Origin of the sequence: Roseovarius faecimaris (assembly GCF_009762325.1) — a bacterium.
In the GTDB taxonomy this organism is placed as follows: domain Bacteria; phylum Pseudomonadota; class Alphaproteobacteria; order Rhodobacterales; family Rhodobacteraceae; genus Roseovarius; species Roseovarius faecimaris.
This window is the reverse complement of sequence record NZ_CP034348.1, coordinates 2,241,319-2,267,136: the sequence shown is the minus strand read 5'-3', so window position 1 is coordinate 2,267,136 and position 25,818 is coordinate 2,241,319. Positions and strand designations below refer to the sequence as shown.

The 25,818-nt window shown below is 62.8% G+C and carries 23 protein-coding genes; 9 read left to right on the top strand and 14 right to left on the bottom strand.

Translation table 11 applies throughout. From position 1 onward, the window contains the following. Positions 1–11: 11 nt before the first annotated feature. Positions 12–743: a tRNA (guanosine(46)-N7)-methyltransferase TrmB gene (trmB, locus tag EI983_RS11585; protein ID WP_157707549.1), complete on the top strand. Its 732-nt coding sequence runs from the start codon at positions 12–14 to the stop codon at positions 741–743. Here trmB and argE read toward each other — a convergent pair. Then, positions 712–1,875, bottom strand: a complete 1,164-nt coding sequence (gene argE, locus EI983_RS11580) for an acetylornithine deacetylase (RefSeq protein ID WP_246162139.1) — start codon at positions 1,873–1,875, stop codon at positions 712–714. The two genes, trmB and argE, sit on opposite strands and share 32 nt — an antisense overlap. Before the next feature lie 406 nt (positions 1,876–2,281). Between argE and EI983_RS11575 the strand changes: the two genes are divergently transcribed. From EI983_RS11575 to EI983_RS11560, 4 genes are all read left to right on the top strand, one after another. Beyond that, positions 2,282–5,401, top strand: coding sequence for an Ig-like domain-containing protein (locus EI983_RS11575; protein WP_246162137.1), 3,120 nt, complete (start codon positions 2,282–2,284; stop codon positions 5,399–5,401). Between the two features lie 150 nt (positions 5,402–5,551). Continuing rightward, complete coding sequence (locus EI983_RS11570) at positions 5,552–6,796, top strand: TolC family protein (RefSeq protein ID WP_246162135.1); 1,245 nt, start codon at positions 5,552–5,554, stop codon at positions 6,794–6,796. A gap of 56 nt (positions 6,797–6,852) precedes the next feature. After that, complete coding sequence (locus tag EI983_RS11565) at positions 6,853–9,021, top strand: ATP-binding cassette domain-containing protein (protein WP_246162405.1); 2,169 nt, start codon at positions 6,853–6,855, stop codon at positions 9,019–9,021. Beyond that, a complete protein-coding gene (locus EI983_RS11560; protein WP_157707546.1) occupies positions 9,018–10,205 on the top strand; it encodes an HlyD family type I secretion periplasmic adaptor subunit in 1,188 nt (395 codons plus the stop codon). The genes EI983_RS11565 and EI983_RS11560 overlap by 4 nt, the downstream gene beginning before the upstream one ends. A gap of 63 nt (positions 10,206–10,268) precedes the next feature. Here the strand turns inward: EI983_RS11560 and dtd are convergent, their stop codons facing one another. Further along, positions 10,269–10,706 carry a D-aminoacyl-tRNA deacylase gene (gene dtd / locus EI983_RS11555; protein WP_157707545.1) on the bottom strand — a complete coding sequence of 146 codons (438 nt, stop codon included), beginning with the start codon at positions 10,704–10,706 and terminating at the stop codon, positions 10,269–10,271. A 119-nt stretch (positions 10,707–10,825) separates the two neighbouring features. Between dtd and EI983_RS11550 the strand changes: the two genes are divergently transcribed. Next, positions 10,826–11,242, top strand: coding sequence for an Hsp20/alpha crystallin family protein (locus tag EI983_RS11550; protein ID WP_157707544.1), 417 nt, complete (start codon positions 10,826–10,828; stop codon positions 11,240–11,242). 9 nt (positions 11,243–11,251) lie between these two features. Here EI983_RS11550 and EI983_RS11545 read toward each other — a convergent pair whose 3' ends face one another. The 9 genes from EI983_RS11545 to EI983_RS11505 all read right to left on the bottom strand — a co-directional run bounded on the left by EI983_RS11545 (position 11,252) and on the right by EI983_RS11505 (position 21,007). Continuing rightward, positions 11,252–11,926, bottom strand: coding sequence for a nitroreductase (locus tag EI983_RS11545; RefSeq protein WP_157707543.1), 675 nt, complete (start codon positions 11,924–11,926; stop codon positions 11,252–11,254). Next, positions 11,916–13,046 (bottom strand): TFIIB-type zinc finger domain-containing protein, encoded by a 1,131-nt coding sequence (locus EI983_RS11540; RefSeq protein WP_157707542.1) that lies wholly within the window; start codon positions 13,044–13,046, stop codon positions 11,916–11,918. The genes EI983_RS11545 and EI983_RS11540 overlap by 11 nt, the downstream gene beginning before the upstream one ends. 87 nt (positions 13,047–13,133) lie before the next feature. Next, the gene (locus EI983_RS11535; protein WP_157707541.1) at positions 13,134–13,694 is read right to left on the bottom strand and encodes a hypothetical protein; all 561 of its coding nucleotides are present in this window, start codon (positions 13,692–13,694) and stop codon (positions 13,134–13,136) included. An 85-nt stretch (positions 13,695–13,779) separates the two neighbouring features. Further along, positions 13,780–14,901, bottom strand: a complete 1,122-nt coding sequence (locus tag EI983_RS11530; protein WP_157707540.1) for an SPFH domain-containing protein — start codon at positions 14,899–14,901, stop codon at positions 13,780–13,782. Between the two features lie 102 nt (positions 14,902–15,003). Then, the gene (locus tag EI983_RS11525; protein ID WP_343038600.1) at positions 15,004–15,756 is read right to left on the bottom strand and encodes a DUF2927 domain-containing protein; all 753 of its coding nucleotides are present in this window, start codon (positions 15,754–15,756) and stop codon (positions 15,004–15,006) included. A 218-nt stretch (positions 15,757–15,974) separates the two neighbouring features. Next, positions 15,975–17,171: a toxic anion resistance protein gene (locus EI983_RS11520; protein WP_157707538.1), complete on the bottom strand. Its 1,197-nt coding sequence runs from the start codon at positions 17,169–17,171 to the stop codon at positions 15,975–15,977. A 26-nt stretch (positions 17,172–17,197) separates the two neighbouring features. Beyond that, positions 17,198–18,088, bottom strand: coding sequence for a 5-bromo-4-chloroindolyl phosphate hydrolysis family protein (locus tag EI983_RS11515; protein WP_157707537.1), 891 nt, complete (start codon positions 18,086–18,088; stop codon positions 17,198–17,200). 230 nt (positions 18,089–18,318) lie between these two features. Further along, positions 18,319–19,926 (bottom strand): hypothetical protein, encoded by a 1,608-nt coding sequence (locus EI983_RS11510; protein ID WP_157707536.1) that lies wholly within the window; start codon positions 19,924–19,926, stop codon positions 18,319–18,321. A gap of 262 nt (positions 19,927–20,188) precedes the next feature. Then, positions 20,189–21,007, bottom strand: coding sequence for a TerC family protein (locus EI983_RS11505; RefSeq protein WP_157707535.1), 819 nt, complete (start codon positions 21,005–21,007; stop codon positions 20,189–20,191). Positions 21,008–21,139: 132 nt separating this feature from the next. On the opposite strand from EI983_RS11505, the gene EI983_RS11500 reads away from it, so the two are divergent. Further along, the gene (locus EI983_RS11500) at positions 21,140–22,156 is read left to right on the top strand and encodes a GlxA family transcriptional regulator (protein ID WP_157707534.1); all 1,017 of its coding nucleotides are present in this window, start codon (positions 21,140–21,142) and stop codon (positions 22,154–22,156) included. Between the two features lie 93 nt (positions 22,157–22,249). Here the strand turns inward: EI983_RS11500 and EI983_RS11495 are convergent, their stop codons facing one another. Next, on the bottom strand, positions 22,250–23,128 hold the full coding sequence (locus EI983_RS11495; protein WP_157707533.1) for a LysR family transcriptional regulator: 879 nt from the start codon (positions 23,126–23,128) through the stop codon (positions 22,250–22,252). Positions 23,129–23,281: 153 nt separating this feature from the next. Here EI983_RS11495 and EI983_RS11490 point away from each other — a divergent pair, with 153 nt between their 5' ends. Next, entirely contained in the window at positions 23,282–23,545 is a 264-nt protein-coding gene (locus EI983_RS11490) for a DUF4242 domain-containing protein (protein WP_157707532.1), read from the top strand. 79 nt (positions 23,546–23,624) lie between these two features. On the opposite strand, the gene EI983_RS11485 is transcribed toward EI983_RS11490, so the two are convergent. Beyond that, positions 23,625–24,434, bottom strand: coding sequence for a pseudouridine synthase (locus EI983_RS11485; RefSeq protein WP_157707531.1), 810 nt, complete (start codon positions 24,432–24,434; stop codon positions 23,625–23,627). A gap of 64 nt (positions 24,435–24,498) precedes the next feature. On the opposite strand from EI983_RS11485, the gene EI983_RS11480 reads away from it, so the two are divergent. Further along, entirely contained in the window at positions 24,499–24,948 is a 450-nt protein-coding gene (locus EI983_RS11480; RefSeq protein WP_157707530.1) for a nucleoside deaminase, read from the top strand. Positions 24,949–24,983: 35 nt separating this feature from the next. On the opposite strand, the gene EI983_RS11475 is transcribed toward EI983_RS11480, so the two are convergent. Beyond that, a complete protein-coding gene (locus EI983_RS11475) occupies positions 24,984–25,676 on the bottom strand; it encodes a metal-dependent hydrolase (protein WP_157707529.1) in 693 nt (230 codons plus the stop codon). Positions 25,677–25,818 lie beyond the last annotated feature (142 nt).

Below are 25,818 nucleotides of genomic sequence, written 5' to 3'. Positions count from 1 at the left end.
TGTAGGCCCGCATGAGCGACAAATCCCACCCCTCCGGCGCCCCCTGGCGCAATTTCTATGGCCGGTTCAAAGGCAAGCATCTGCGCAAATCGCAGGAAGGATATCTGGAGGAGGACCTTGCGGACCTGTCCCCCGGCTCGGTCGGCTGGGACGTGAACCCCGAACGCAAACCTCTTGATCTCAAAGAGATATTCGGGGATCGCGAGGTCTGGCTTGAGATCGGTTTTGGCGGTGGAGAGCATATGGTGCATCAGGCCAGCCGCAACCCGGAAGTGGGGTTCATCGGCTGCGAGCCTTATATCAACGGCGTTGCCATGCTGCTCGGGAAAATCCGCGATGCGGGCTGTGACAACATCCGCGTCCACCCCGGTGATGTGCGCGATATGTTTGATGTTTTGCCAGATAATTCAATATCTTGCGCATTTCTCCTGTATCCCGATCCCTGGCCGAAAAAGCGTCATCACCGGCGCCGTTTCGTGACACCCGAGCATCTCGAACCGCTGGCTCGGGTGCTCAAACCGGGGGCCACGTTCCGGGTGGCGACGGATATACCCGACTATGTGCGTCAGACCTTGGAAATGGTTCCAAAACATGGGTTTACGTGGCATTGTGAAAGCCCGGCAGATTGGCGCGAGCCGTGGTCGGACTGGATTTCGACCCGGTACGAGCAGAAAGCCCTGCGCGAGGGCCGCACGCCGCATTACCTGACGTTCACGCGCTCAGACGCCCCGCAAGCCGGGTAAGCATGCCAAGGCATTGATCAAGCTGATCAATTTCGACAAACTCATCGGCCTTATGGGCCTGATCGATCGAGCCCGGCCCGCAGACAACGGCCGACATGCCCATATCCTGAAAGATCCCGGCCTCGGTCCCGAAGGGCACGGTGCCCGCGCCATTCGCGCCGGTCAGTTCCATGACGATGTCCTTGGCCTCGTTTGAAGTTGTTGGCACAAGTCCTTGAACTTCCCCGATAGTTTCAAGAACGACATCGGCATCCGGATGCACCGCGCGCATCGCCGGCAGCAGCACATCCTCCACATAAGAGCTCAGATCCGCCTTCACGAAATCCGCGTCCTCCGGCACCACGGGCCGCATTTCCCAGTCGAGGCGTGCGTGCTCCACGATCACGTTATGCGCCACCCCGCCATGCAACCCGCCCGTGCTGATCGTCGTCCAGGGCGGCTCGAACCGGCTGTCCGCTGGTGCGCGGGCGCGAAGCTGGTCCTTCAGGTCGAGCAGTCGCATGACATAACGCGCGGCATATTCCACCGCGTTCACGCCTCTGCCGGGACTTGAACCATGCCCTGCAAGCCCATGAAAATGCGTTGAATATTCGTAACAGCCCTTATGCCCTTCGATGATACGCATCGAGGTCGGCTCTCCAATGATCGCCACGCCGGGCCGGATGCCACGCGCCTTCAGGCTTTCGACCAGGGCCCGCGCGCCAAAGCAGCCTGTCTCTTCGTCATAGGTGAAGGCAAAGTGCAGCGGCCGGTCGCGCACCGCCTCGGCAAAGCTCGGCGCCATCGCCAGACAGGCCGCGATATAGCCCTTCATGTCACAGCTTCCGCGCCCGTAGAGCCGCCCGTCGGCCTCGCGCATCACAAACGGGTCGGTGCTCCAGGCCTGGTCCGCAACGGGCACCACATCCGTGTGACCCGATAGCACGATTCCGCCATCAACTTCGGGTCCTAAGGTGGCAAAAAGATTGGCTTTTGTGCCTGTTTCATCATGAAAGAAATCGACGCGCGCCCCCGCCGATTCCAGCCGGTTACCCAGAAAGGCGATCATGTCGAGATTGCCGTCGGTCGACACGGTCGGAAAGGAGATGAGCTCCGCCAGAAGCGCTTGGGTCTCGGCCAGGGGATGCGTCACGGTCACTGCCTCTCGATCACAGGAATTCCACCGCGAGAGAGTGGCCATGCTCTGCCTTCCGGTCAAGCGCCGTCACCGCCAATCGCGGGCTCAATCCCGACATCTGTGTTGCAAATTTGACTCGTTTCACCACCCCTCAGCGCCGGTTTGAGGCCGAAATGACATCTATAGAGGATCGCAAGGCAGATTTTATGGCTCCACGCCCTATTTTGTTGATTTCGGAAAAAAATATCTAGCGATAGTGGTGGAAAGTGAGTATTCAGGACGAACAAAAATAACAAGATGCAGCGGAAAGCGGCATCGTTGAGGTTAAAGTGGTGGTGTTATGAAGGCGATCGAGTTCGTCGTCCGTACGAGTGCGGGCAGTTCCCAGGCAAGTGCAGTTCCGGCAGATAAAAACGTCTATGTGATCGATGCCGGATCCGGACAGGAAATCTCTCTCAATCTAAGGCAATCGGATATTCGCGGATATACCCGCGAAGGCGCGAACCTTGAGATCGTGCTGGCCGATGGCCGGTTGATCATTCTCCAGGGGTATTTCGGTGAAGATGGCAGCGCGCAAAGCCGTTTGTTCATCAGCGCCGATGGCTATCTGAATGAAGTCACGATGATCGAGGGCGCGGATGGCACGGTCTTTGCGCAATACGGGCCAACCGAACTATGGGGCAAGTGGAGCCCGAGCGAGGATCTGATCTTTCTCGACGGGTCGGACGTGGCTGTGGCCGCGGGCGGCGAAGAGAATGTGTCGATGCTGGGTGCCGGGCTTCTTGGCGGGTCGGGCCTGTTGGGCGCGCTTGGGATCGGCGGGGCAGGTCTTGTCACCGCCGGGGTGCTGACCGACGATGGCGGCGGCGGTGGCGGCGCATTTCCCCCCATCGCTCCGGTGACGGAACCCGCGGTGGACGACACCCCGATTGTCATCGGCGGTGATGATGTGGACCCCGAGACAGAAGGCTTCGGGATCAACGGCGTTGCCGAGCCGGGCTCGGAAGTCTGTGTCGATATCAATGGCATACAGGTCATTACTACGGCGGGAGAGGACGGCACCTGGGAGGCGATCTTTACCGGTGATACCTTCCCGGAAGATGGCGAATACAACGCCACCGTTCTGATCAAGGCGCCGGATGGCACCGAGACGCCGCTCGACGGCCCGCAGGTGATCATCGATACCACCCCGCCCGAGACTGCCTTTGGCGAGACCACGGTCACCACGGATGATCTGGTCAATCTCGAAGAGTATAATGACGGGGTAGCGGTTTCCGGCACCGGAGAGGTCGGCGCCACGATCGTGACGACTATCGAGGGGATCAGCCACGAGACTGTTGTCGGCGGCGATGGCACATGGTCGGTCATCTATGCCCCGGGTGAATTGCCGACGGGCGAGTACGACACTACGGTGACGGTCATCTCCTCGGACAGCTATGGCAATACCACGACGATCAGCGAGGATTTCCGCGTTGATACGTTGCCGCATCCGATTGCGATCAATGCCGATACGGTGGAAGGCGACGGGGTGGTGAATTTCGTCGAGGCCTCCGATGGGGTGACGATCACCGGCACCTCCACGGCGGGGGTGACGGTCACGGTGGTGATCGAGGGGCTTAGTCAGCAGGTTGTCGTGGCCGCTGATGGCAGCTGGAGCGCCACGTTTGACGGCCTGCCCGGGGGCGAGTACGACGCCACGATTACCGCGAGCACGGTGGACGTTGCGGGCAACGCAAGCTCGACCACCGAGACGATCCGTATCGATACCGAAGTGCGCAATTTCTCCATGACGGGCGAGACCGGCGGGGCGGATGGCGTGATCAACGCCGCCGAGCATCCCGCAGGCTTCACCATCACCGGCACGACCGAGCCGGGATCGACCGTGGTTCTTGAGATGAACGGCCAGAGCGTGAACGCGACGGTGGCCGCCGATGGCAGCTGGAGCGCCACCTTCACCGGTGCGATGGTTCAGCAGGGCACCTATAGCGCCACGCTTACCGCCACCACGGTGGACGCGGCGGGCAATGTCGAGACGCTGTCTCAGGTGGTTGATGTGGACACCGATGCCGGGGCGCTGACGCTGAACGCGGCGGCAATCGGCGGCGATGGCACTGTGAACTTCGACGAGGCCGCGGCAGGCGTGGCTGTCACTGGCACGGCCGATCCCGGTGCCACGGTCATTGTCACGCTGGATGGCGTCAGCCACACAACCTTGGCGGACAGCAATGGCAACTGGACCACCACCTACACCAATGCCGAGATCACCCCGGGCACCCATACGCCCGATGTGTCGGCCTATACCGAGGACGCGGCGGGCAACAGCCGTTCGGTGGAGGCGACGGTGCATGTGGATACCGAAGTGCTGAACCTCGGTCTTGATGGTCATGCGCTGGCCACGAACAGCTCGGATGGCAGCGATGTGATCAACAGCACGGTGGCGGGCAATGGCTTTGACATCACCGGCACGGTCGAAGTTGGCTCGACGGTCTCGGTCACGCTGGATGGGGTGACCCATACGGCGGTGATCGACGGTTCTGGCAACTGGACCGCAAGCTTCGGCGCCGGTGAGATCGCGGGCGGGGAGCGCATGGCGGATCTTGTGGTGAATGTCACCGACCCGGCAGGCAACACCGCGCAACTGACCGACACGGTCGAGGTGGACACCTTCGTGAACACGCTTACCCAGACCGGTGCGATCGAGGGCGATAACGTGATCAACGCCGCCGAGGCCGCCGATGGCGTGCAGGTGGGCGGACAGGTCGAGCCGGGCTCGTCCGTGACGCTCAGCGCCTTCGGGCAGAGCTTTGCGGCCACCGTGGATGCTTCGGGCAACTGGAGCGTGAACATCCCCGGATCGGCCATCGGCGCGATGGAAGGGCCGGTGGATATGATCATCACGGCCACCGATGACGCGGGCAACACCAGCGCGATCACCGAAACCGTCAGCGTGGACACGGTCACACCCGAAGACCCCGATATCGTGGGCTATTTCCGCGAGGGCGGGGGGTATCGCAGTGTCACCACTGAAACCAGTGCCGACGATGTGACGATCCATCAGATCGACGGCAGCGGCAGTGTGAACGAATTGTCGGTTCAAGCCTCCGAAGATGCCTTCCTGGGCGAAACGGATTATCACTTCCTCAATGCCGCGGGCGCGCCGACGACCATCCCGGATGGGTCGGAACTGATCGTGACCAACACCGATGATGCGGGCAATGCGTCCAGCACATATGTGGTGCTCGACGAGACGACGACGACGACGGTCGATGCGGGCAGTGCGGCGCTTGACGGGTTCAACATTGAGACGATTGACCTGCGGTTCGGCGATAACTCCAACCTCACGATCACCGAGGCGCAGATCCGCGAGTTGAGCGAGAACTCCGATCAGGTGGTGGTGCGCGGCGGGGCCGATGACACGGTGACGATCACGGGGGCCACGGCCTCAGGTCAGACCACGATCGACGGCGAGACATTCAATGTCTACACGCTGGGCGCGGATGCGACCATCGTGGTGGATGACCAGATCAACGTCGTGATCTGACGAAGACCGGAGGAGGCGCGCGGGCCCAGGCCTGACGCGCCTTCCCATCATAAAAATAAGCGACCGATCAAGGGGCGTGGTATGGGGCAGTGTGATGTAAGCCGTGTTTGGGTGGGCCTGTGTGCGGGGGCCATGATGCTGAGCGGGTGCATGAGCACCGGCGAGGGCGAGGCGGTCTCGATGTTCGCCATGCAGAAAAGCCCGGAAAAACAGGCGATTGCCCGGCAGAAAGAAGCTGCCAATTCTCCGATCATCACTGACTTGCAGGCCCGCCGCAGCGTGCTGCCATCCGGTAGCCCCTTTGCGCAGGTGGCAGGGCCGGTGCTGGAAGCCAACAGCCGCGCGGCCGAAAGTGAGCTGAAATCGGCGCGCCTGCGCGCGGCGGCGGCCAACAAGAACTGGCTGCCTCAGATCGGGCCGAACATTTCGCTGACCAGCCTGAGCGATATCGTGGCGCAGATCATTGTCGAGCAGGTGCTTTTCGACAATGGCCGCAAGAAGGCTGAGCGCGCCTTTGCCAAGGCCGATGTGGAAGTCGCCGCCGTGATGCTGGCCGATGACACGAACGAACGGGTGCTGACGGCGCTGGGGCTCTATCTGGACGTCGCAGAGGCACGCGAGCGGGTGACGCTGGAGAGCCGCGCGCTGAAGGATATGCAGCAGTTCGAGTGGATCATGAACGAACGTGTCAAAGGCGGCGTTTCGGACATGTCGGACCTGAACGTGATCCGCTCCAAGCTGAGTGAGATCAACGCGAACCTTGCCACGCAGCAGGAGGCCGCCGCGACCGCGTTGGCCGAGCTGAATGCGATGTCCACCACCCCGCTCAACATGGTGTCGGGCCTGACCAATCTGGAGGTTGGCATGGCTCAGGCCACGCCGCTGGCGGTGCTTCTGGCGGAAGCCGAGAAAGAGCGCGACATTGCCGCCGCCACGATGGAACGCGCGGGCCTTCTGCCGGGTCTGACGGCGGGCGGGACGTTGGGCGATGGCGGCAGCGGGATTGGGCTGAATGTGTCGTCAGATCAATTGCTTGGCCTGGGCACGGGGGCCAGCCTTCAGGCGATCGAGGCCACCAAGGAAGCCGCCGGTCGCCGTGTGAGCCAGGCGCAGGAAGACAGCAACCGAAACCTCAGCCGTCTGGAAAGCCGCGCCGGTGCATTGGCGCGCCAGGTAGGCGAGGCGGCGAAGCTGACGGCGCTTGCCAAGGGCAATCTGGACCTCTTCCAGCAGCAATATGATGCGGGTCAGCGCCAGGTGATGGATGTGGTCGGCGTTTACGAGACATTCGCCGCGCGCCAGACCGCCGAGGTCGGCCTGAAATACGAGCTGGCCCTGACTCGGCTGGAGCTGGCCCGTGCGCTTGGTCTGCTGGCGGACGGGAGCGAGATTTGAGCGCGCCGCCGGTCACATTCTCGATCGCCGGCGGAACCAGCGCGGTGCTGCGGCCCGTGTCCAATACCGACACGGCCCCCAACACCGCGAACAAACCCAAATCCCGGTTTGGCGAGAAGGCCGAGGCACGTGCCAGGCTGGGTGCGGTCTATGCCTCGATCCTGGGCATGGATGTGCCGCCACTGGATATTCTCGAAGGGATGATGGCTTCGGAGGTGCAGGACGACGCACCCCAGCCACAGGCGCTGGCCGATGGGCTGGCGGCCGCCGGGCTGATCACCGAGGTGGAAAGCGTGTCGTTCTGTGCGCCGCATCACTGGCCCGCGCTGGCGCAGATGACCTCGGGCCAGTTTATCCTGGTGATGGGGCAGACCCGGGGCGATCTGGAGATTTACGACACCACCTGCACCGACAACCGCGCCACCGTGCCCGCATCGGAGTTCGAGCCCTATTTCACCGGAATGCTGGTGCGCGCCGAAGCGCCCCTGCAGGTGGTGGCCAGGACCCATGAGGACAAGGCGAAAGCGCCGCATTGGTTCTGGGGGCAGTTCGGGCAATTCCGCCGTCATTTCGGCGAGGTGATGCTGGGCTCTTTCGTGGCCAACCTTCTGGCCGTCGCCGTGGCGCTGTTTTCGCTACAGGTCTATGACCGGGTGATCCCGCACCAGTCCGAGGCGACGCTTTGGGTGCTGGCGCTGGGGGCCGCGATTGCGCTTCTGATGGAGGCGTTCCTGAAAATCGCGCGCGCGCGGCTGATGGACGGGGCGGGGCGGCAGATCGAGCTGAATGTGCAGAAGCTGCTGATGGACCGGATCCTTGGCATGCGGTCCGAGCTGGCGGGCCGTGCGCCCTCGCGGCTTTTTACCTCGATGCGCGAATTTGGGTCCGTGCGCGAGTTCTTCACCGCTTCGACCATCGGCACGCTGGCGGATATTCCTTTTATCTTTGTTTTCCTGCTGCTCGTGGCCTCCATCGCGGGCAATGTCGTGTGGCTCTTGATCCTGGGTGGCATCCTCATGGTGATCCCTGGAATCCTCATGCAAAAGAAGATGATCCGCCTGACGGAAGAGACCCAGGGTGCTTCGGCCAAATCCTCGCGGCTGTTGCAGGAAGCGATTTTTGAACTCGACACGGTCAAGACCCAGCGCGCCGAAGACCGGTTTCGCCGGAACTGGGCCGAGTTGACCGCGCTTTCCGCGATGAAATCCTCGGAACAGCGGCAACTGGCGGCGGCGCTCACCTTCTGGTCTCAGGGCATGCAGCAGGCCACCTATGTGGGCGCTGTCGTGATGGGCACCTATCTGGTCTTTGCCGGGGAGTTCACGGTGGGTTCGATCATTGCGGTGGGCATTCTGACCAGCCGCACGCTGGCCCCGCTGACGCAACTGGCGGGCACGATGGCGCGCTGGGGCAATGTGAAATCGGCGCTGGACGGGCTGGAGAGCATCGCCACCGCCCAGCAGGATGCCGAGGACGACCGCACCTATCTGCGGCGCGAGACGCTGGAGGGCGGGTTCGAGCTCAGAGAGTTGCAATTTGGTTATTCCGACGAGGGCGCACCGGTGCTCGATGTGCCAGCACTCAGTATCCAGCCGGGGCAGAAACTGGCCATTCTCGGCACCAACGGGTCGGGCAAATCGACCTTTCTCAAGATCGCGTCGGGGCTTTATGCGCCCACGAAGGGCCGCATTCTGCTGGATGGCACCGATATGGGCCAGATCGAGCCGCGCGATCTGCGTCGGCTGATCGGCTATCTGGGGCAGGATATTCGCCTGTTCTCGGGTACCCTGCGCGAAAACCTGAACCTGACGCTGCTGGAGCGCGATGACGACCGGCTGATGGCAGCGCTTGAGTTCGCCGGGCTGGGGCCGTTCGTGAAGACCCACCCGAAGGGGCTTGATCTGGAGATCCTCGATGGCGGGCAGGGGCTGAGCCAGGGACAGCGGCAATCCATTGGCTGGGCGCGGCTGTGGCTGCAAGACCCGAAAGTGTGCCTGCTGGATGAGCCGACCGCCGCCCTTGATCAGACGCTGGAAAACACGCTTGTGAGCCGTCTGGAGAGCTGGCTGGAGGGCCGCACGGCGATCATCGCCACGCACCGCGTGCCGATCCTCAGCCTGACCAGCCGGACGCTGATCCTGCAAAACGGGCGCATGGCCGTGGACGGCCCGCGCGACAAGGTGCTGGCGCATCTGCAGGCGGCAGGCCGGGGAGGGGCGTCATGAGCGTATCGGCGACCAATCTCACCGCGCAGCTGAATGCGCGTCTGCGCGGGCCCAGCCTGGCGATCTGGCTCTGTGCCGCCACGGTCTGGCTTTTCATCCTCTGGGCGGCCTTTGCCTGGGTGGATGAGATCGTGCGCGCCAATGGATCGTTCATCTCGTCGTCGCGGCCGCAGATCATCCAGAATCTCGAAGGCGGCATCCTGACCGAGCTGATGGTGCAGGAGGGCGACGTGGTGCAGCGCGGCGATGTGCTGGCGCGGCTGCACGGCACGCAGTTCAAATCTTCGGTGGACGATCTGCGCGATCAGATCAATGCGTTGGATATCCGCCGGTTGCGTCTGGAGGCGGAGCTGGCCGGGCAGTTCGATTTCACGGTGCCGGCCGAGCTGGCCGGGCGCACGCCCGAAATGGTGGCCTCGGAACGCGCGCTTCTGGCCGCACGGCAGGCCGATTTCGTGAAACGCTCGGAAGGGGCGAAGCAGGTGCTGGATCAGGCGGCGGAAGAGCTGCGACTGCTGGAGAACCTGCTGGAGAAGAAGATCGTCGCCCTGATTGAAGTGACCCGAGCGCGCAAAGCGCATGCCGACGCGCTGAGCCGGTATAATGAGATCGTCACGCAAACCGAACTGGACCGCGCGCAAGAGTATTCTGAGACGCTGAAAGAGCTTGGCACGCTCAAGCAGAACCTGAAAGGCAGTCAGGATCAGCTGAACCGGACGGTGCTGACATCGCCCATGCGGGGCATTGTGAACAATCTGAGCGTGACCACGATCGGCGGCGTGGTACGACCGGGCGAGGAGATCCTTGAGATTATCCCGCTCGATGAGGAGCTTTTCGTGGAGGCGCGCGTGGCGCCCGAGGACATCGCCAATATCCGGCAGGGGCAGGAGGCGACGGTAAAGCTGTCGGCCTATGATTACACGATCTATGGCTCGCTCAAGGGCAAGGTCGATTTCATCTCGGCCGACACGTTCGAGGATGAACGCGCCCGCGATCCCGATGGTGATCCGCATTACAAAGTGACGCTCAAGGTCGATATGGCCGGGCTCACCCCGCGCCAGTCCCGCATCGAGATCCGCCCAGGCATGCAGGCGCAGGTGGAGCTGCATACGGGGCAGAAAACCGTGCTGCAATACCTGCTCAAACCTCTTTACAAGTCGCAGGAGGCGTTCCGGGAGCCATAAGAAAATTCGTACGAATTTTCTTGGCCTGCGACGAGCGTGTTTTCGCCAGTAAGACGGGGGCGGTCAGCTTTCCATCCAGATCGTGACGGGCCCGTCATTGATCAGGGCGACTTGCATGTCGGCACCGAACCGGCCGGTTGCAACAGACACACCGAGCGCGCCGAGCTGTGCGGCGAAATATTCGTAGAGGCGATTGCCCTCGTCGGGCACCGCGGCGGTGGAGAAGCCGGGGCGGTTGCCGCGGGAGGTGTCGGCGGCGAGCGTGAACTGGCTGACCACGAGCGCGGCGCCACCTGTATCCAGCAAAGAGCGGTTCATCTTGCCTGCGTCATCCTTGAAGATCCGCAGCTTAGAGATCTTGGCGGCGAGTTGATCCGCCTGCGCCTCGGTATCGCCCTGCATGGCGCAGACGAGGATCATCAGGCCCGGTCCGATCTGGCCGATCACCGTACCATCGACGGTGACCGACGCCTCGCTCACACGTTGGATCAGGGCGCGCATGGGCAGACTCCTCCTCTATTTTACGCCCCTTGCCTGCATTGCGCCATGAGGCACGTCAAGGTGTTGCGGCGCGCAGCGGGGTAAAATCCGCTCTGCTTTTCACAACGGAGGAAACTGACATGGTTGAGAAATCGCATACCGCCGGGTTGTGGCCGTCCTTTTACGAGCCGCTGCGGCATTTCGGGGCGCGGGTTGCCGATTGGCTGGCCCCGGCCTCGGACGCCTCCTCGGATGAGGAGGCTTATCGCATCACGATGGAGCTGCCCGGGGTCGAGGAGGACGATATCGAGATCGCGGTGCAGGACGGTGTCGTGACCGTGAAGGGTGAGAAATCCGACAGCCGGGAAGAAAAGGGCGAGACCTGGTACTTCTCGGAGCGTCAGTTCGGGTCGTTCAGCCGGTCCTTCCGTCTGCCTGCCGATGCGCAGGGCGACAAGGTGGAGGCGCGGCTCAAGGACGGTGTGCTGAGCCTGAGCGTGCCCAAGGCCAAGCCGAAATCGCCGGAAACCCAGAAGGTGAAAATCACCCGGGGGTAGGCGCCCGCATCATCCGCGCGGATCGTAGATGTCACTCAGATCCGCGCGGTCCGTGCGGAAGCTATTGGCCGGGTGCGCCTCGTCGGCATAGCCGAAGGAGATGGCACAGACGATCCGGCGGGTTTCGGGCAGGTCGAAATGCGCCCGGATCGCGGGTGCATAGGCGGCCACCGAGGCCTGCGCGATGCTGGCCACGCCGAGGGCTGTCGCGGCCAGCATGAAGGCGGTGACAAAGCCGCCGCAATCGACCGCGCCATAGGGGCCAAGCTCGGCCTCGGTGCTGATCAGGGCCACATGCGGCGCGCCGAAAAAGCTGAAATTCTGCATCATCTGCGCATTGCGGGCCGCCTTGTCGTCACGGGCGATGTCAAGGGCGTCATAGAGTTGGAAACCACAGGTGCGGCGGCGGTCCTGATAGGCGCCGCTATAGCTGGACGGCCAGTCGAAATCAGGGGCCGGTGGCCCGCTGGCGATCCCCTTTTCCAACGCGTCACGAAAGCGCCGTGTCTCGGTGCCGCGTGTCACCGTGACCTTCCAGGGCTGCGCATTGCACCACGAGGGCGCGCGCCCGGCGGTGGCGATGATTTGCTGCACCACCTCTTCGGGCACCGGATCGGGCCGATAAGCGCGGCAGGAATAGCGCGCGCTCATGAGGCGGGTGAGCGTGTCGATATCAGAAGCCATTGGCGCCCTCGCTGGTTGCAATGAGATAGCCCACGCCACCCGCGATGAGCGCGACGACAAGGATGGCAATGGCGATCTTGACCGGTGAATAGGGCCGTTCACCCTGCACGCGCCCGGTGCGGCCGTTGACGACAAATCGGTAGGTTTCACCGCGATATTTATAGGCCGCAAGCCAGACCGGCAGAAGGATATGCTTGAAGGTGACATCGCGCACGGTCGTGTCCACGTCATGCACGCGCTGCCGGTCGCCGCCGATATCGAACTTCACATCGCGCAGGATCACCCGGTCCATATGGGCGCGCGCCTCGGCATAGCCGTCTTCCAACTCGACCGTGTAGCCCTCGGCCCGGAAACCGGCGAGGTATTCGGGCTTGTAGGGTTCCAGCGCCGACAGATCCCAGGGCTCCAGCGCGTCGGTATAGCGTTTGGGCAGGGAGCGGGACGCGAGCACCAGCACATCGTCGAAGAACCGCGCCACCCGGCCGGTAACGGCCTGCCAGCGGACCTTGGTGACGGTGACATTGTGCTTTTTGCCATCGCGCATCACTGTCTTTGTTTCGTGATACTCGGTGCCGCGCTCCCCGCGATAGGAGGATTTGGTATCGGCATCGAAGGTCCAGTAGGGGACATAGATCCCCTGCATCCTGCGGCCCTTGCGCGCGTATTCCTGCACCCCGTTCGGGGCGAACCAGAGACGGCCCAGCCAATCGGTCATGGCTTTGCGGGCGGCGGTCTCATCCAGGGCAAAGGGCAGAAGGCCGCGCGGCTTGATATGGCGGTGGGTGCCGGTATCGGTGACAACGGGGGTGGCGCAGAAGGGGCATTCGGCGGCATGGGTGGCGCTGTCGAAGGCGACCTGAGCGGCGCAGTTGGGGCAGGTCGAGACGCGGGTCTCTTCGATGTCCTGCTCGGGCAGCTGCGCCTCGATTGCGCGGCGAAAATCAAGCTCGCGGATGCCACCCGAGGCGGGGGGCGACATATCCACCTCTTCCGAATGGCCGCAATGGTCGCAGATCAGCTTGCCTTCTTCCGGGGCAAAGCGGTAATCGGCACCGCATTGTTCGCACGGGAAGCGGTATTCCTGCGAGGGGGCGGGCGGATCGGTTTCGGTCAGGCTCATCGGGGCATCTCGCGAGGTGATTGGGGCATCTGCCGTCTACTTATCCAACGCCAGGCGTCGCGCTTCAAGGCCGCGCGGCGGGGCAGGTCATTCAAAGATTAGGTTGCAGTCGATCGCCGGGGAGAAATGCACCGGCACAAAGCTGTCGAGAGTTGTCGCGGCGCGGTAATAGTCCTTCAGCCCGTCCGCATCACGCATTTCAGGCACATAGAGCCCACTGAAATCCACCCCGTCGAAGGGGCCGAGCGCCTCCAGAGACAGCAGGTCGAACTTGAACACCCGCAATTGCCCGTCAACCGGGCAGTCAAGGATGTGGTAGCCATGCAGGTCGTTCTTGGGCACGCCCCGGATGAGGATCCGGCTTTGGCTGATCATCATGTGGTCCGTGCCGGGCAGGGGGTGGAAGGTGCTGGCCAGATCCTCGTTGCTTTCATCCGCGTCGGTCTCGGCAGAGGCCAGGAGCAGGGTGCGGCCATCCTCCTCCACGCTCAGCAAGACAGGGCCGCCATCGCCATCCGGCATCACCAGGTCGATCTCAAGAGAGGTGCCCGCGCGCAGGGGCAGGGCCGCGCTGGCGTCAAGAAGCGGGCCGTCGGATTGCGCGCTGCATCCGGTCAGCACAAGGCATGTGAAGACTGCGGTTCTCACTCGGGCATCCGGTCAACGCGCGGAGGAGGTCGGGGCGGCGGGTGTCACCGCCCCGCAGGAATGGTGCCGGGGTTCGGCCAAGGGCTTACGTTCCGGGCGGGGGCGGCGGCAGGATCGTGAAGAGTTGGGCCAGTTCCTGCACCTCTCCGGCCTTGAGCCAGCCATCCTGACCTGCGGTCCAGACATGGGTGTCGCGGGTCAGGGTGCCTTCGGCGGCCATACGGCCCAGCTTGGCCTTGGAATAAGGGCCATGCGTCTTGCCATCCTCCGCGATGTGCCAGACATGCTCGACCGGGGGCGGAGGCGGCGGGGCCGCTGCCGGAGACGCCTGTGCGGGAACAGCCCCCCACGGGCCCTGATTTGCCAGCTGCTGCGCCATCGCCATGCCCATGCCCATACCCAGGCCCGCGCCCATGCCACCGCCCCCGGCGGGGTTGCTGGAGGCCGCGGTCATCGCCTCGGCGGCGCTGTATTGCGTGAACGCGCCCAGATCGCCCGCAAGCCCCATCGAGGTGCGTTTGTCGAGCGCCTGTTCCACGGCGGGCGGCAGCGAGATATTCTCGATATAGAATTCCGGGATGCTGAGGCCGTATTCGGACACTGCCCTGGTCAGCTCGGCGGCCACCAGCTTGCCCAGATCGGCGGTGTTGGCGGCCATGTCGAGCACCGGAATGCCGCTGCCCGCGATGATCCGGCTGAAGCTCTGCACAATGATATTGCGCACCTGGAAGCTGATCTCGTCCATGGTAAACTCGCCATCGGTGCCGACGATCTCCTGCAGGAAACGCGCGGGGTCGGTCACGCGCACCGAATAGGTGCCAAAAGCGCGGATGCGGGTCGGGCCGAATTCCGGATCGCGCAGCATGATCGGATTCTTGGTGCCCCATTTGAGATCGGTAAAGCGCGTCGTGTTGACGAAATAGATTTCCGATTTGAACGGGCTTTGGAAGGCATGATCCCAATGCTGCAGCGAGGTCATGATCGGCATGTTGTTGGTCTCAAGCATGTAGAGACCCGGGGTAAAGACATCCGCAAGCTGACCTTCATGCACGAAGACCGCCGCCTGTCCCTCGCGCACGGTAAGCTTGGCGCCATATTTGATCTCATGGCCTTCGCGCTCAAACCGCCAGACCATCGTGTCGCGCGTGTCATCGACCCAGTGAATGACGTCGATGAACTGTCCCGAGAGGAAATCTAGAATACCCATGAAAGAACTCTCCTTGGTAATGGAACGGCGTGGGCCGTCCGAATTTCGGTTATAGGGCCACCATTTTGTCGCGACCGTCAAGCAGGGGGCCTGTAGGGCGCATCAGCTTGGCCCCGACCGGCCCGCAAGGATCTGCAGCACCACCGGGCGCGCCTCGTCCACGCTCATCCCGGGGGTGAGCGCCGGATCGTAGAGCAGCCGCAGAAGCTCTTCGTCGTGGGTGGTGAGCAGGGCAAACTCGTCATCGTCGTTAAAGATCGAGGGCCGCGCGCGCGGGCTGTCATTGGCAAGGCCCAGCCCCTGGGCCAGTTCCTCGTGAATGCAGGCGCTGCGCATCAGGGCCGGCAGCTCTGTCCGGATGACCGCAATCGCGATCTCGGGGGTGTAGTCATTCTCTCCGCCTGCGAAGGTAAAGACGAAACAATAGTTCAGTTTGGTCGAGTCGAAGGCCCGGACAATCGCGGCTTCGTTGGTCTGGGGGGCGATCTGCTTGAGGCGTGAAATCAGGTAATCCTTGTCGTCCAGCCCCATGAAGAACACGTGGAAATTCGGGTTGTTTGTGACAAGGCTGATCGGATGACGCGTGATCCTTGACAGGCGCTTGGCGAAGTCACGCACCACGCCGGTGTCACGCTCCTGCGCCTCTTGCGGGATCGTCGAGCCGAACTCCACCCCGAAGCGCACCGGCTGATCCCATCTCTCAAGCGCCAGGGCTTCGCCGCCGGACGGGCCGTCAATGGAATTCGGGGCAAATTCTTCGTAGAACGCGATCTTTTCGAAATTCCGGGCCAGGTTGCGGCTGTTATAGGGCGTGTCAACGCCTCCGCCATCCACACGGAGCAGATCCTGCGCCAACAGGCCCTGCTGCACCCGCTGATAGTAAAAGGCGAGCTGTTCACTTCGCGCCGAGGGGCGTGCGGCGGCGGGTGGGCTGGGCGGCGGCGCCAACAGGCCCGGTGGCCGCGGTTTCGGTGTCGTGCCCGGCGCGGAGGGGGCGGTGTCACAGCTGGCTAGGGCCAGAATTCCCAGCCCTGCCAGTCCCCATGCTCTCAGCCGCCCGCGCACGCCCGTCTTCAGGCCCCGGTCGAGGTGCCGACGTTGTCGCCCACCCCGTCCCGGCGCGCCTTGGCAGAGGCCAGCGTGTCGCGCAGCTCGGCCTCCATCTTCTTCAGCTCTTCCTCGGCGGCGGCCCGGCGGGCCTTGCCTTCATCGGCGATCTGGAGGCTCTCCTGAATGGTGCCGATGAGGTCGGCATTGGCCTGTTTGACCGCTTTGATGTCAAAGACGCCGCGCTCCATCTCCTCGCGGATCATCTTGTTGCTCTCGCGCAGGTTCTTGGCGTTGGCGGTCAGAAGCTCGTTGGTGAGGTCATTGGCATCGCGCACGGCGGCGGCGGCTTCGGCGCTGCGCTGGATGGTGACGGCCTGGGCCAGCTGGGTTTCCCACAGAGGCACGGTGTTGACCAGGGTCGAGTTGATCTTGGTCACAAGGCTCTTGTCATTCTCCTGCACCAGCCGGATCGAGGGCAGGGATTGCATCGTCACCTGACGGGTGAGTTTAAGGTCATGCACCCGGCGTTCCAGGTCGTCGCGCGCGGCGCGCAGGTCGCGCAATTCCTGCGCCTTCATCACCTGATCATTCTCATCGGCGGCCTGCACTTCGGCCTCCTTGGCCGGGATGTGCTTTTCGTCGAGCTCTTCCAGCTTGGCCTCACCCGCCGCGATGTAAAGCGCCAACTCATCATAGAAGGTCAGCGTTTTTTCATAGAGAAGATCGAGAGACTTGATGTCTTTCAGCAGTGTGTGCTCATGCCCCAGAAGGTCATCGGTGATCTTGTCGATCTGGTCCTGCACCTGCTCGAACCGGGCGGTGAACTTGGCGAAGGGCGCGGCACGGCCCAGCAGCTTTTCCCACCAGGTCCGTTCGCGGCGCACATCAAGCTCGGAGACGGAAAAGCCCCGGATCGTGGTGACGATATCGCGAAGGGAGCCGCCCGCAGGGCCCACATCCTTGTTGCGCACGCTTTGCAGCATGCTTTGTGAAATCTCCTGCAATTCAGCCTGCGCGGCCGAGCCGAAGGATACGATGGATTGCGTATCGCTCATGTCGATCTCGTCCATGCGCTGCTGAATTTCGGCGCCCACGGCTGCGTCTGCGTCTTTCAGCGGTACGATGGCAGTCGCCTCTACCGGCTCGGGCAGGATCGCGGCGCTGATCTGCTCCACTTCGGCCAGGGCGGCCTCGGCCTTTTCGCGAACGGATTGTGACATGATATTAACTCCCGTTTTATCTTTACTTATTTGCTATCCAGACGAATGCCTTCGCGCTGCAACCGGTCGCGCAGCACGTCGATTTCAATCTCAAGATCTGTGGTGTTGTCATTCAGAAGCGTCCGGGTCTTGGCGGTGAAGTTTTCCTCAAGATCCGTGAGCAGCATCATGTAATCGGACTTGGCCCCGGCATTGCGGTCGCGGCCATAGATGTCGGCAAACTTGACCGTCGCGTCGCGTGCCCCGCGCAGGTAGACAGTCAGATATTTGCGCGCCGCGGTCAGGTCGCGCGGGTCGTTCTCGATCGTGCGCAGCATGTCGCGGACGGTGTTCTGAAACCGCTCGACGCGCGCCTCGGCGCTGCGGTCGCCGGCGCGCTTGATGGCGTCCGTCATGGACGCAAGATAAGCCTCGGCCTTGTCCACAGCGCGCGCCACGCGGTCGGTCTGATGCTGGTCGATGCCGTCCATCCCCTTGTCTTTGAGCGGGTCAAAGCCGAAGGAAAAGCTGTGCAAGACCAGTCCCACAATCGCTGTGGCGGCGGCGGCAATCGCGCTGTCCTGTGCCGCAAAAACCGCGACGCCAAGCCCAACGCCCGTCAGAACCGAGGCCAGCATCTTGCGCGGCAGGGCAGGGCGGCGGGCCACTTTGCGCGCCTCATACTGCTCCTGGGCAAGAATGCCCTCGCGGGTCAGCCAGGCCGCCAGGATCAGAAGGCCCAGGGCCGACAGGTTCAGCACCAGGCCCGATGTGCCCGAGGTGAACGCCGCCCAGATCAGCGGCAGCGGCGCCAGAAACAGCAGGTTGACCCGCCCGCCCGCGCGGGTGCGCCGGGCGCCGCGAAACGTGCCGCGATCCTCTGGTGCGATGGGGCCCGAGCCGTCGGGGCTGAATTTGCCGCCAAACTTCTGACCCATCACACGCCTCCCGCGATCGACACGACAAGGATCAGCGTGACAAGCAGAAAAAACGCAAGCTTCTGAAGTCCCGTTTCGGACATCCGGCTCCCCTGGCAACAAAACTCTGCAGCAAATGTAGGCGATGCATGTGCAGCATACTAGGGGGAAGTTTGCCGCCCGGGGATCAACCCGGGCAAGCCGTTGGCTGCCCCCGGTCGCCTGTTACCCGGTTTCCGGCGCGATCCGTTTCAGCCGTCGCGGCCGCAATGGGCGCGCAGGCTGTCGGGCATGGTGAATTGCAGCGCGTCGGGCCACCAGTCGCTATACTCCTCGCATCCGCTGAAAAAGACCCAGAAATGCGCCAGCAACAGCAGGTAGCTGGTAAAGCCCACATCGATGATCCACCCCACGAAGCAAAGCGGGCTGAGCGCGATAATCACCCCGCCAAGTGCGACCAGAGCAGCAAATACGACGTCAAGAACGATCAGCACATCCCTGAACCATTTGAGCGCATCGCAGTTGATGGCACAGGACCCGCAAAGGAAGATCCAGACAGTAAGCAACAATGTGCCGATGATCAGCATCACCATGCCCACATTGATGATCAGGGCCCAGATACCGACCCAGATCGGGTGTACCCCGAGGCCGATGGCGCAATAGCCCACGCCCACGGCCACCGCCCCGGTGAGGAACAGCGCAAAGCCCGTCCAGAACAGGATCAGGCACCAGTTGATGCCACCGCGCGGAGGCGGTGTTCTGTCGGGGGGCGGTCTGGTCGTGTCCTCGTCTGTCGAAATGGTGTCTTCGCCGCCCGGTGTATCGTTGCCCGGAATGTCGTTGTCTGGGGTGTCGTCCGGTTCCTCCAGATCGGGAGGGCCGCCAAACAGGCAAGGCGGCACGGTGAAGTCCGCGCCATTGCCATTGCAGGCCGAGGGCCCGGTGACGTCGGCGATAACCCTGTAGTCACCGGGAACGAGATGTCGCGAGCCGCTGAGCGTCGTCTGTGTCGTCGCCCCAAGCACTGTATCGATCTCGGCGATGTCAGTGTCGCCCTGCATCACCTTCAGAACCACATCGGCAGGATATCCGGGCTCGGGCGTGATCGTGGCGCTGAGGTCGACAATGCGGCGGCCTTCAGGGGTGCATTTGTCGGAGATCGTCTTGTCCCCAATTATGACAAGCGGGCAGACCGTGCCGGTATCTGTCACCGGGCAGGCGGCCACGTCCAGCACCCCCAGCGGGCCGGGGCAGGGCTGTGGCGAGATGACATGAAGCTGATACAGGTATACTCCGCCCGGCAGATGCGCCGTGCCGGTAAAGGGCACCTGCGGGGTCAGAACCTCAGCGTTCAGGAACGTCTCTTCGCCGGTTTCGAGGTTCTGAAGGCAGAACTGCGCCACCACCGGCAGGCCGGAGGGCACTGCGCTCATCAGCGTGGCCCGCAGGTCAACCCGCCTCTCGCCATCAATGTTGCAGCCGTTCTCGGCATCGCTGAGCGCCACAGCGCCGACTTTCTCGAAAGCGGGGCAGGCATCAAGGGTCTGACAGGTGACATTGTTGAACTTCGTGGCCGCGGTGCAGCCCGGATCACTGGTGCAGACGACACTCACATTGATGGAGGTTGAGGCGTCCGCGCAGCTCAGCCCGTATTGCGACATGTCCAGCTGCGCGCTCCATGCGCTGGTCGGTCCGACAGCGACCGTGGCCGTTTCCGTCTGTGCAGGTGTGCCGACGCTGAGCGTCACCGCCACTTCCGGGCAATCGACCGCCACGCCGAACACGCTGAACTGGTCGATCTGGGTCTGATTGCTTTGCCGGTAGGCGATGCCTCCGGCGATCGAAATGAGACAGGTCATATTCCTTCTCCTTGAAAATCCGTTTTGACAAAAACGCGCCATCAGCGCCGAGTGCTTGGAAAAACAGCAGATCGGGCGACGCGTCCCCGGCCCTGAAAACGAGCCTTCGACAAGTGTTTCAAATGTGAAAAAGACACCACGTTTCGTGGCGCTGCGCAATCTGAAGGAGAGCCTGAGCGCGTGGTTTCACGCAGCAGTCACGATACGTGGATCGTTTTCGGCGCGGTGGAGGCATGGTCCCACCGCGCCGTAGGCAGAAGCCTTAATGCCGTGAGGCGGTGCGGCGCTCGGCGTTGAGCTTGCGGGTATAGCCCGACTGGATCACCTCGACGGCGACCAGCACCAGAACCGAGAAATAGAAGGTCGTTTTCGACATCGGCACCACTTCGTAGCCGAAGAACCTGAGCGCCAGATCGTCATCATGCATCGCATGCGCCGCCGCCTGTCCGGCCTCGCCCAGAAGCACGACCCCCACGATCAGCAGGATGAAGAGGCCCAGTACTTCGTACATCCGGTTCTTTTCAAGAAACGCTGTGACCCCGTCGGCCAGCGCCAGCATCGCCAGCCCTGACAGGATGATCGCCGTAGCGAGGATCGGGAAAACATCGGTGATGGCCAGCGCCGAGAGCACGGAATCGAACGAAAAAATGAGGTTCATCGTGACAATCAGCATCACCACCTGCGTGGCGGATTTTCCGGATTTGCCCTGCACATCGGTATCCAGATGCTCGATAGTCAGCATATGCCCGATTTCCTTGACCGCCGTGTAGATGATGAAGATCCCGCCAACAATGAAGACACAGGTGGCGAAGTTCACCCCGCCTTCGATCACCCCGGCCCAATTGAAGATATAGAAGGGCTCTGCCATGGCGTCGATCAACTGGATCATGGTGAAAAGAAGGACCACCCGCAGCACGACGGCGATGATGATACCCCACTGGCGCACGGCCTTTTGCTGTGCGACCGGTGCGCGTTGCGACTCGATCGAGATATATAGCAGGTTGTCAAAGCCCAGCACCGCCTGCAGAAAGCACAACATCAGCAGGTTGCCCAGGTTTTCGATGGTCAGAAGTTCAGCCATTTATCATGTCCCCGTCGTTACTCGTGATTGCGGCTGGTGTAGCGCAGCGCGGGCGGGCTCACCACCCCCGGAGGCTGATCGGCGGGGTAACAGGTTGTTTTCCTGTCGGTGGACTGTGCTAAGCTGTGCGGTATGAGTGACAGCAGCTTTGTTCCGCGCGGCGCCGCAAGCCATCCGGTCACGTATGACGGGCCGCCACGGGATTTTCATTTTCTGCTACTGCCGAAATTGACGCTGCTCGCGTTCAGCGCGGCACTCGAGCCGCTGAGGATTGCCAATCAGGTGACCGGCAAGGAGCTGTATCGCTGGTTCGTGATGACCGAGGATGGCGCGCCGGTGCGGTGTTCCTGCGGTGTGCTGCTCACGCCTGACAGCGGCTTGCGCGATGTGCCGCGCGGAACCCATGCCTTCATCTGCGCAGGGATCGAGCCGGGGGCGCGGGAAAGTGCGGCGGTCAACGCCTGGATCGGGCGGCAAAAAGCCCACGGCGCCCAGATCGGAGGGATCTGCACCGGGGCTTTCGCCCTGGCGCGCGCCGGGCTTCTGACGGGGCGGCGCTTTACCCTGCACTGGGAAAATCAGCCGGCCTTTACCGAACGGTTTCTGGACCTCGCGCCCTCGGGGCGGCTGTTTGAGAATGACGACGGGTTGCTGACCTGTGGCGGCGGTTCGGCCGCGACCGACATGATGCTGGAACTGATCGAGACCGACCACGGCGCTGATCTTGCCACCATCGTGGCCGATATGTGCATTCATTTGCGCTCGGCCACCCGCGATGCACCGCAGCGCTCGGTGCAAAGCCAGGGTCTGAGCAGCAGGAACCCGCATCTCATCGCTGCCATCGAACTGATGGGGCGCACATTGGAGAGCCCGCTCGATGTGGCCAGCATCGCGGAACATGTGGGGCTGTCGCGGCGTCAGCTTGAGCGGCTCTTCCGGCAGCATACGGACCTGTCTCCGGCGCAGGTCTATATGGATCTGCGCGTCTCGCGGGCGCATGCGTTGCTGAATGAAACCGCAATGAGCGTGGCCGAGATCGCCGCTGCGACGGGCTTTGCCAGTTCCTCACAACTGGCACAGCGTTTCCGCCAGCGATATGGCAGCTCGCCGGGGGCGTATCGCAAAAGCTGGGTGTCCCCGGGCCAGTGACCGGCACATCAATCGGCGCGCCCGCACCGGGCGGGCGTGTCGCCGGGGCCGTCATCCAAGAGACGGCGTTGTTCATCGGCGCGCCGACAGGGGTCAGCCGGGCCAGCCAAATGAATGGGATGCCCGCATCAGCGCGCCGACAGCGGGGGAGTGTTTCCGGCCCGGCACGGTGATGGCGGCAATCGTTCTGTCCACGGATGGTTCCACCAGGGGGCGTTGCAGCAAACCGGGCAGGGTGACCGAATATTCCGGCATGAAGGCGAAGCCGATCCCCGCCAGCACCATCGCCTGCACCCAGTCCTCGCGCTCGGACCGGAACCGGGCATAGAGTTCGACCCCCTCCGCCTGGCAGACGGACATGACCATTTCACGCATCTCGCAAATCAGCCGGTCAACGTAATCCTCCCCCGACAATTCCTTGAGCGGGACTGCGTTCAGTCGGCCCAGACGATGCTCGGGAGGGAAGACAACGATATACCGCTCCGAATAAAGCGGCTGCACCCTGAAATCTTTTTGCAACTCATCGGACATGGTCATGAAAGCCACGTCGATATCCCCTTCGGTCAACTGGTCCTTGAGATCAGAGGCGCTTGCCTCGCTGACCGAAAGCTCCATCCCGGCATGCTGTTTTTCGAAGGCGGCAAGAAAGCGGGCAAGCCGCACATGGCCGATCGTGGACAACACGCCAAGCCTGACCGGCACCTTTTCGAGAAGCTTGAAGTTTTGCGCGAGAGCCCGCGTCGCCTCGGCCTCGTCAGCGATATGTTGCAGATGCGGCAACATCGACTTGCCGAATTCCGACACCAGGATGCGCCGCCCCTCGCGATGAAAGACCGGTGCCCCCAGTTCGTCTTCGAGTGTTTTCACTCCCTTGGTGAGGGCTGGCTGGCTGACATTGCACTCGGCGGCCGCCTTGGTGAAATTCAGGTGTTTAGCGGCGGCGAGCACATATCGGATCTGTGACATCTCCATCGTGGGCTTCCCTGGTTTGAAGGCATGCTCTCATAATACACGATTTCACTCAAACCCTGCGTTATCGATCCATAACGAATTAATCGTTCTCATCGGCCATCTGCAGTGCTGCAATCCGTGCAGAGTTCACGTCGACAAGGAAAGGAACAGCCAATGTCTGTCTTTATGGTGGAACGCAATCTTGCAGGGATCAGCATGGACGATCTGGGCGGCGCCCAGAAAGCCGCGATTGCCGAGGCGCAGAAAATGTCCGAGCAGGGGGAACGGATCGGGTATATCCGCTCGACCTTTGCGCCCGAGGACGGGCGCTGCATGTGTCTGTTCGATGCCGAAAACGAAGCGCAGGTGCGCAAGCTGAACGATACGGCCGGGCTGCCCTATGAGCGTGTGGTGCCCGCGATGGATCTGACCCCCTAAGCCAGGTCGAAATCGGGCTTTTGAGATACAGGGCGGGTGTCGGGCAGAGTGGCCAGTGTCCGCCTGCGCATTCTCCGGATTACCGCGCTGGGCGTTTCGGCCGTCTGACCCCGCGCGCGGGTTTGCGGCGCGGTTTGTCCTCTGCGGGATCGTCTGCGGTTTCCAGCCCAAGTTGATCGCGCAGGATGCGCGGGCGGATTTCCTGCACTTCGCGCGGCTTCAGCTGACCCAGTTGGAACGGCCCGTAAGAGACCCGGATCAGCCGGTTCACCGCAAGCCCGACCGCCTCCATCGCGCGGCGGATCTCGCGGTTCTTGCCTTCCTTCAGCGCAACCGTCACCCAGGCATTGGCCCCCTGCTGGCGGTCGAGGATCACGGTCATCGGCTGAAACGTCTCGCGGTCCAGCGTCAGCCCTTCGCGCAGGGGGGCGAATGTCTCATCCGTCGGGCGGCCATTGACGCGCACGCGGTACTTGCGGGTCCAGCCGGTCGAGGGCAGCTCCAGCCGACGCTTGAGCGCGCCGTCATTGGTCAGCAGCAAAAGCCCCTCGGAATTCAGGTCGAGCCGACCCACGCTCATCACCCGGGGCAGATCGGCGGGCAGGTCGTCATAGATCGTGGCGCGGCCCTGTTCATCACGCGTGGTGGTCACCAGGCCCGTGGGCTTGTGATAGAGCCAGAGCCGCGGCGGCTCGGGGGCGGCCAGATCGCGGCCATCGACGGTGATCCGGTCGCGTCCGGTGACATTCAGCGCGGCGCGGTCGATGCGCTTGCCGTTGACGCTCACGCGGCCCGCCTCGATCATGCGTTCGGCCTCGCGGCGGCTGGCGAGACCTGCGCGCGCGATGACTTTGGCGATGCGCTCGCCCTTGGGGGTGTCCTTGCTCATGGCATGGCGCATACCGCATCGCGGGGGCTTGCGAAAGCGGGTTTGCGCGGGCAAAGACGGTCCCATGACGTTTCGCAGCCATATGGAGGCCGCCCTGGCCGAAGCCCGCGCCGCCGCTGCGCGCGGGGAGGTGCCGGTGGGGGCTGTACTGGTTTCCCCTCGGGGCGAGGTGGTAGCGCAAGCGGGCAACCGGACGCGCGAGCTGAGCGATCCCACGGCGCATGCGGAAATTCTGGTCATCCGAGAGGCCTGCGCCGCCCTGGGGTCGGAGCGTTTGCCGGGCTATGACCTCTACGTGACGCTGGAGCCCTGCGCGATGTGCGCCACGGCCATTTCAGCCGCGCGCATCGCCCGGCTGTATTATGGCGCGGCGGACCCCAAATCCGGCGGCGTGGCCCATGGCGCACGGGTCTTCAGCCATCCCCAGGCGCATCACGTGCCGGAGGTCTATGACGGGATCGCGGCAGACGAGGCAGAGCACCTCCTGAAGGCTTTTTTCAAAGACCGACGGTGAGCCGAGATTTTTCGTACGAAAAATCTTTGCCCCGCTCACAGCGTTATCGGCTGCATCACCTCCGGTTCGATGACGTCCACGCCGGGAAGCGCCTGAGCCAGCGCCGCTGCCGATTGCTCCAGGATCGGGAAGGTCTTGTAATGGCAGGGGATCACCGTCTTGAAGTCAAAGAAGGTCTTGGCGGCATAGGCGGCGCGGCGCATGTCCATGGTGAAATGGCCACCGGCGCAAAGGATGCCGATATCCGGCGTGTGCAGGTCGTGGAACACTTTCATATCGGCCATCACGTCAGTGTCACCCGACACATAGATCGTGTGGCCTTCGCCCGCGATCATATAGCCGCATTCGGTGCCTGGTACATTGGGCCCGTCCGGTCCGCCAAAGCTTGACGAATGGGTGGCGTGTACCATCGTCACCGCCACGCCGTTCAGGTCCACCGTGCCGCCTTTGTTAAAGCCGACGGTTTCCAACCCCTCGCTTTCCTGCCACCAGGACATCAGGTCATATTGTCCGACGACCGGGATCTTCAGCTCTTTGGCCAGCGCCACGGTATCGGCCACATGGTCGAAATGCGCATGGGTCAGCAGGATATGCGTGGCCCCCGCCGTGGCTGCCTCGTGCTGCGTCTCGTCGAGCATCGGATTGCCCGTGAGCCACGGGTCGATTAGCAGCACCTGCCCCGCAATTTCGATGCGGAAACTTGAATGTCCCATCCATGTAATTTTCATCTGTCTCTCTCCGTCGTCACTTTTCCACGAGCCTAGCACGCTCTGCGCAAGGGAAAAGGCCAAAGCGCGGGTGGCAGGGGATTGCAGCGCGCGGCGCGCGGCGCTAAACGCAGGTGCAACCATTGATACCGCATGAGGCAGA

What these genes read in the sequence shown, in the direction of transcription:
- trmB (WP_157707549.1), top strand. Translation starts at nt 12, where the DNA reads ATGAGCGACAAATCCCACCCCTCCGGCGCCCCCTGGCGCAATTTCTAT.
- EI983_RS11570 (WP_246162135.1), top strand. Translation starts at nt 5,552, where the DNA reads ATGAGCACCGGCGAGGGCGAGGCGGTCTCGATGTTCGCCATGCAGAAA.
- EI983_RS11560 (WP_157707546.1), top strand. Translation starts at nt 9,018, where the DNA reads ATGAGCGTATCGGCGACCAATCTCACCGCGCAGCTGAATGCGCGTCTG.
- dtd (WP_157707545.1), bottom strand. Translation starts at nt 10,706, where the DNA reads ATGCGCGCCCTGATCCAACGTGTGAGCGAGGCGTCGGTCACCGTCGAT.
- EI983_RS11550 (WP_157707544.1), top strand. Translation starts at nt 10,826, where the DNA reads ATGGTTGAGAAATCGCATACCGCCGGGTTGTGGCCGTCCTTTTACGAG.
- EI983_RS11545 (WP_157707543.1), bottom strand. Translation starts at nt 11,926, where the DNA reads ATGGCTTCTGATATCGACACGCTCACCCGCCTCATGAGCGCGCGCTAT.
- EI983_RS11540 (WP_157707542.1), bottom strand. Translation starts at nt 13,046, where the DNA reads ATGAGCCTGACCGAAACCGATCCGCCCGCCCCCTCGCAGGAATACCGC.
- EI983_RS11530 (WP_157707540.1), bottom strand. Translation starts at nt 14,901, where the DNA reads ATGGGTATTCTAGATTTCCTCTCGGGACAGTTCATCGACGTCATTCAC.
- EI983_RS11520 (WP_157707538.1), bottom strand. Translation starts at nt 17,171, where the DNA reads ATGTCACAATCCGTTCGCGAAAAGGCCGAGGCCGCCCTGGCCGAAGTG.
- EI983_RS11515 (WP_157707537.1), bottom strand. Translation starts at nt 18,088, where the DNA reads ATGGGTCAGAAGTTTGGCGGCAAATTCAGCCCCGACGGCTCGGGCCCC.
- EI983_RS11510 (WP_157707536.1), bottom strand. Translation starts at nt 19,926, where the DNA reads ATGACCTGTCTCATTTCGATCGCCGGAGGCATCGCCTACCGGCAAAGC.
- EI983_RS11505 (WP_157707535.1), bottom strand. Translation starts at nt 21,007, where the DNA reads ATGGCTGAACTTCTGACCATCGAAAACCTGGGCAACCTGCTGATGTTG.
- EI983_RS11500 (WP_157707534.1), top strand. Translation starts at nt 21,140, where the DNA reads ATGAGTGACAGCAGCTTTGTTCCGCGCGGCGCCGCAAGCCATCCGGTC.
- EI983_RS11495 (WP_157707533.1), bottom strand. Translation starts at nt 23,128, where the DNA reads ATGGAGATGTCACAGATCCGATATGTGCTCGCCGCCGCTAAACACCTG.
- EI983_RS11490 (WP_157707532.1), top strand. Translation starts at nt 23,282, where the DNA reads ATGTCTGTCTTTATGGTGGAACGCAATCTTGCAGGGATCAGCATGGAC.
- EI983_RS11485 (WP_157707531.1), bottom strand. Translation starts at nt 24,434, where the DNA reads ATGAGCAAGGACACCCCCAAGGGCGAGCGCATCGCCAAAGTCATCGCG.
- EI983_RS11480 (WP_157707530.1), top strand. Translation starts at nt 24,499, where the DNA reads ATGACGTTTCGCAGCCATATGGAGGCCGCCCTGGCCGAAGCCCGCGCC.
- EI983_RS11475 (WP_157707529.1), bottom strand. Translation starts at nt 25,676, where the DNA reads ATGAAAATTACATGGATGGGACATTCAAGTTTCCGCATCGAAATTGCG.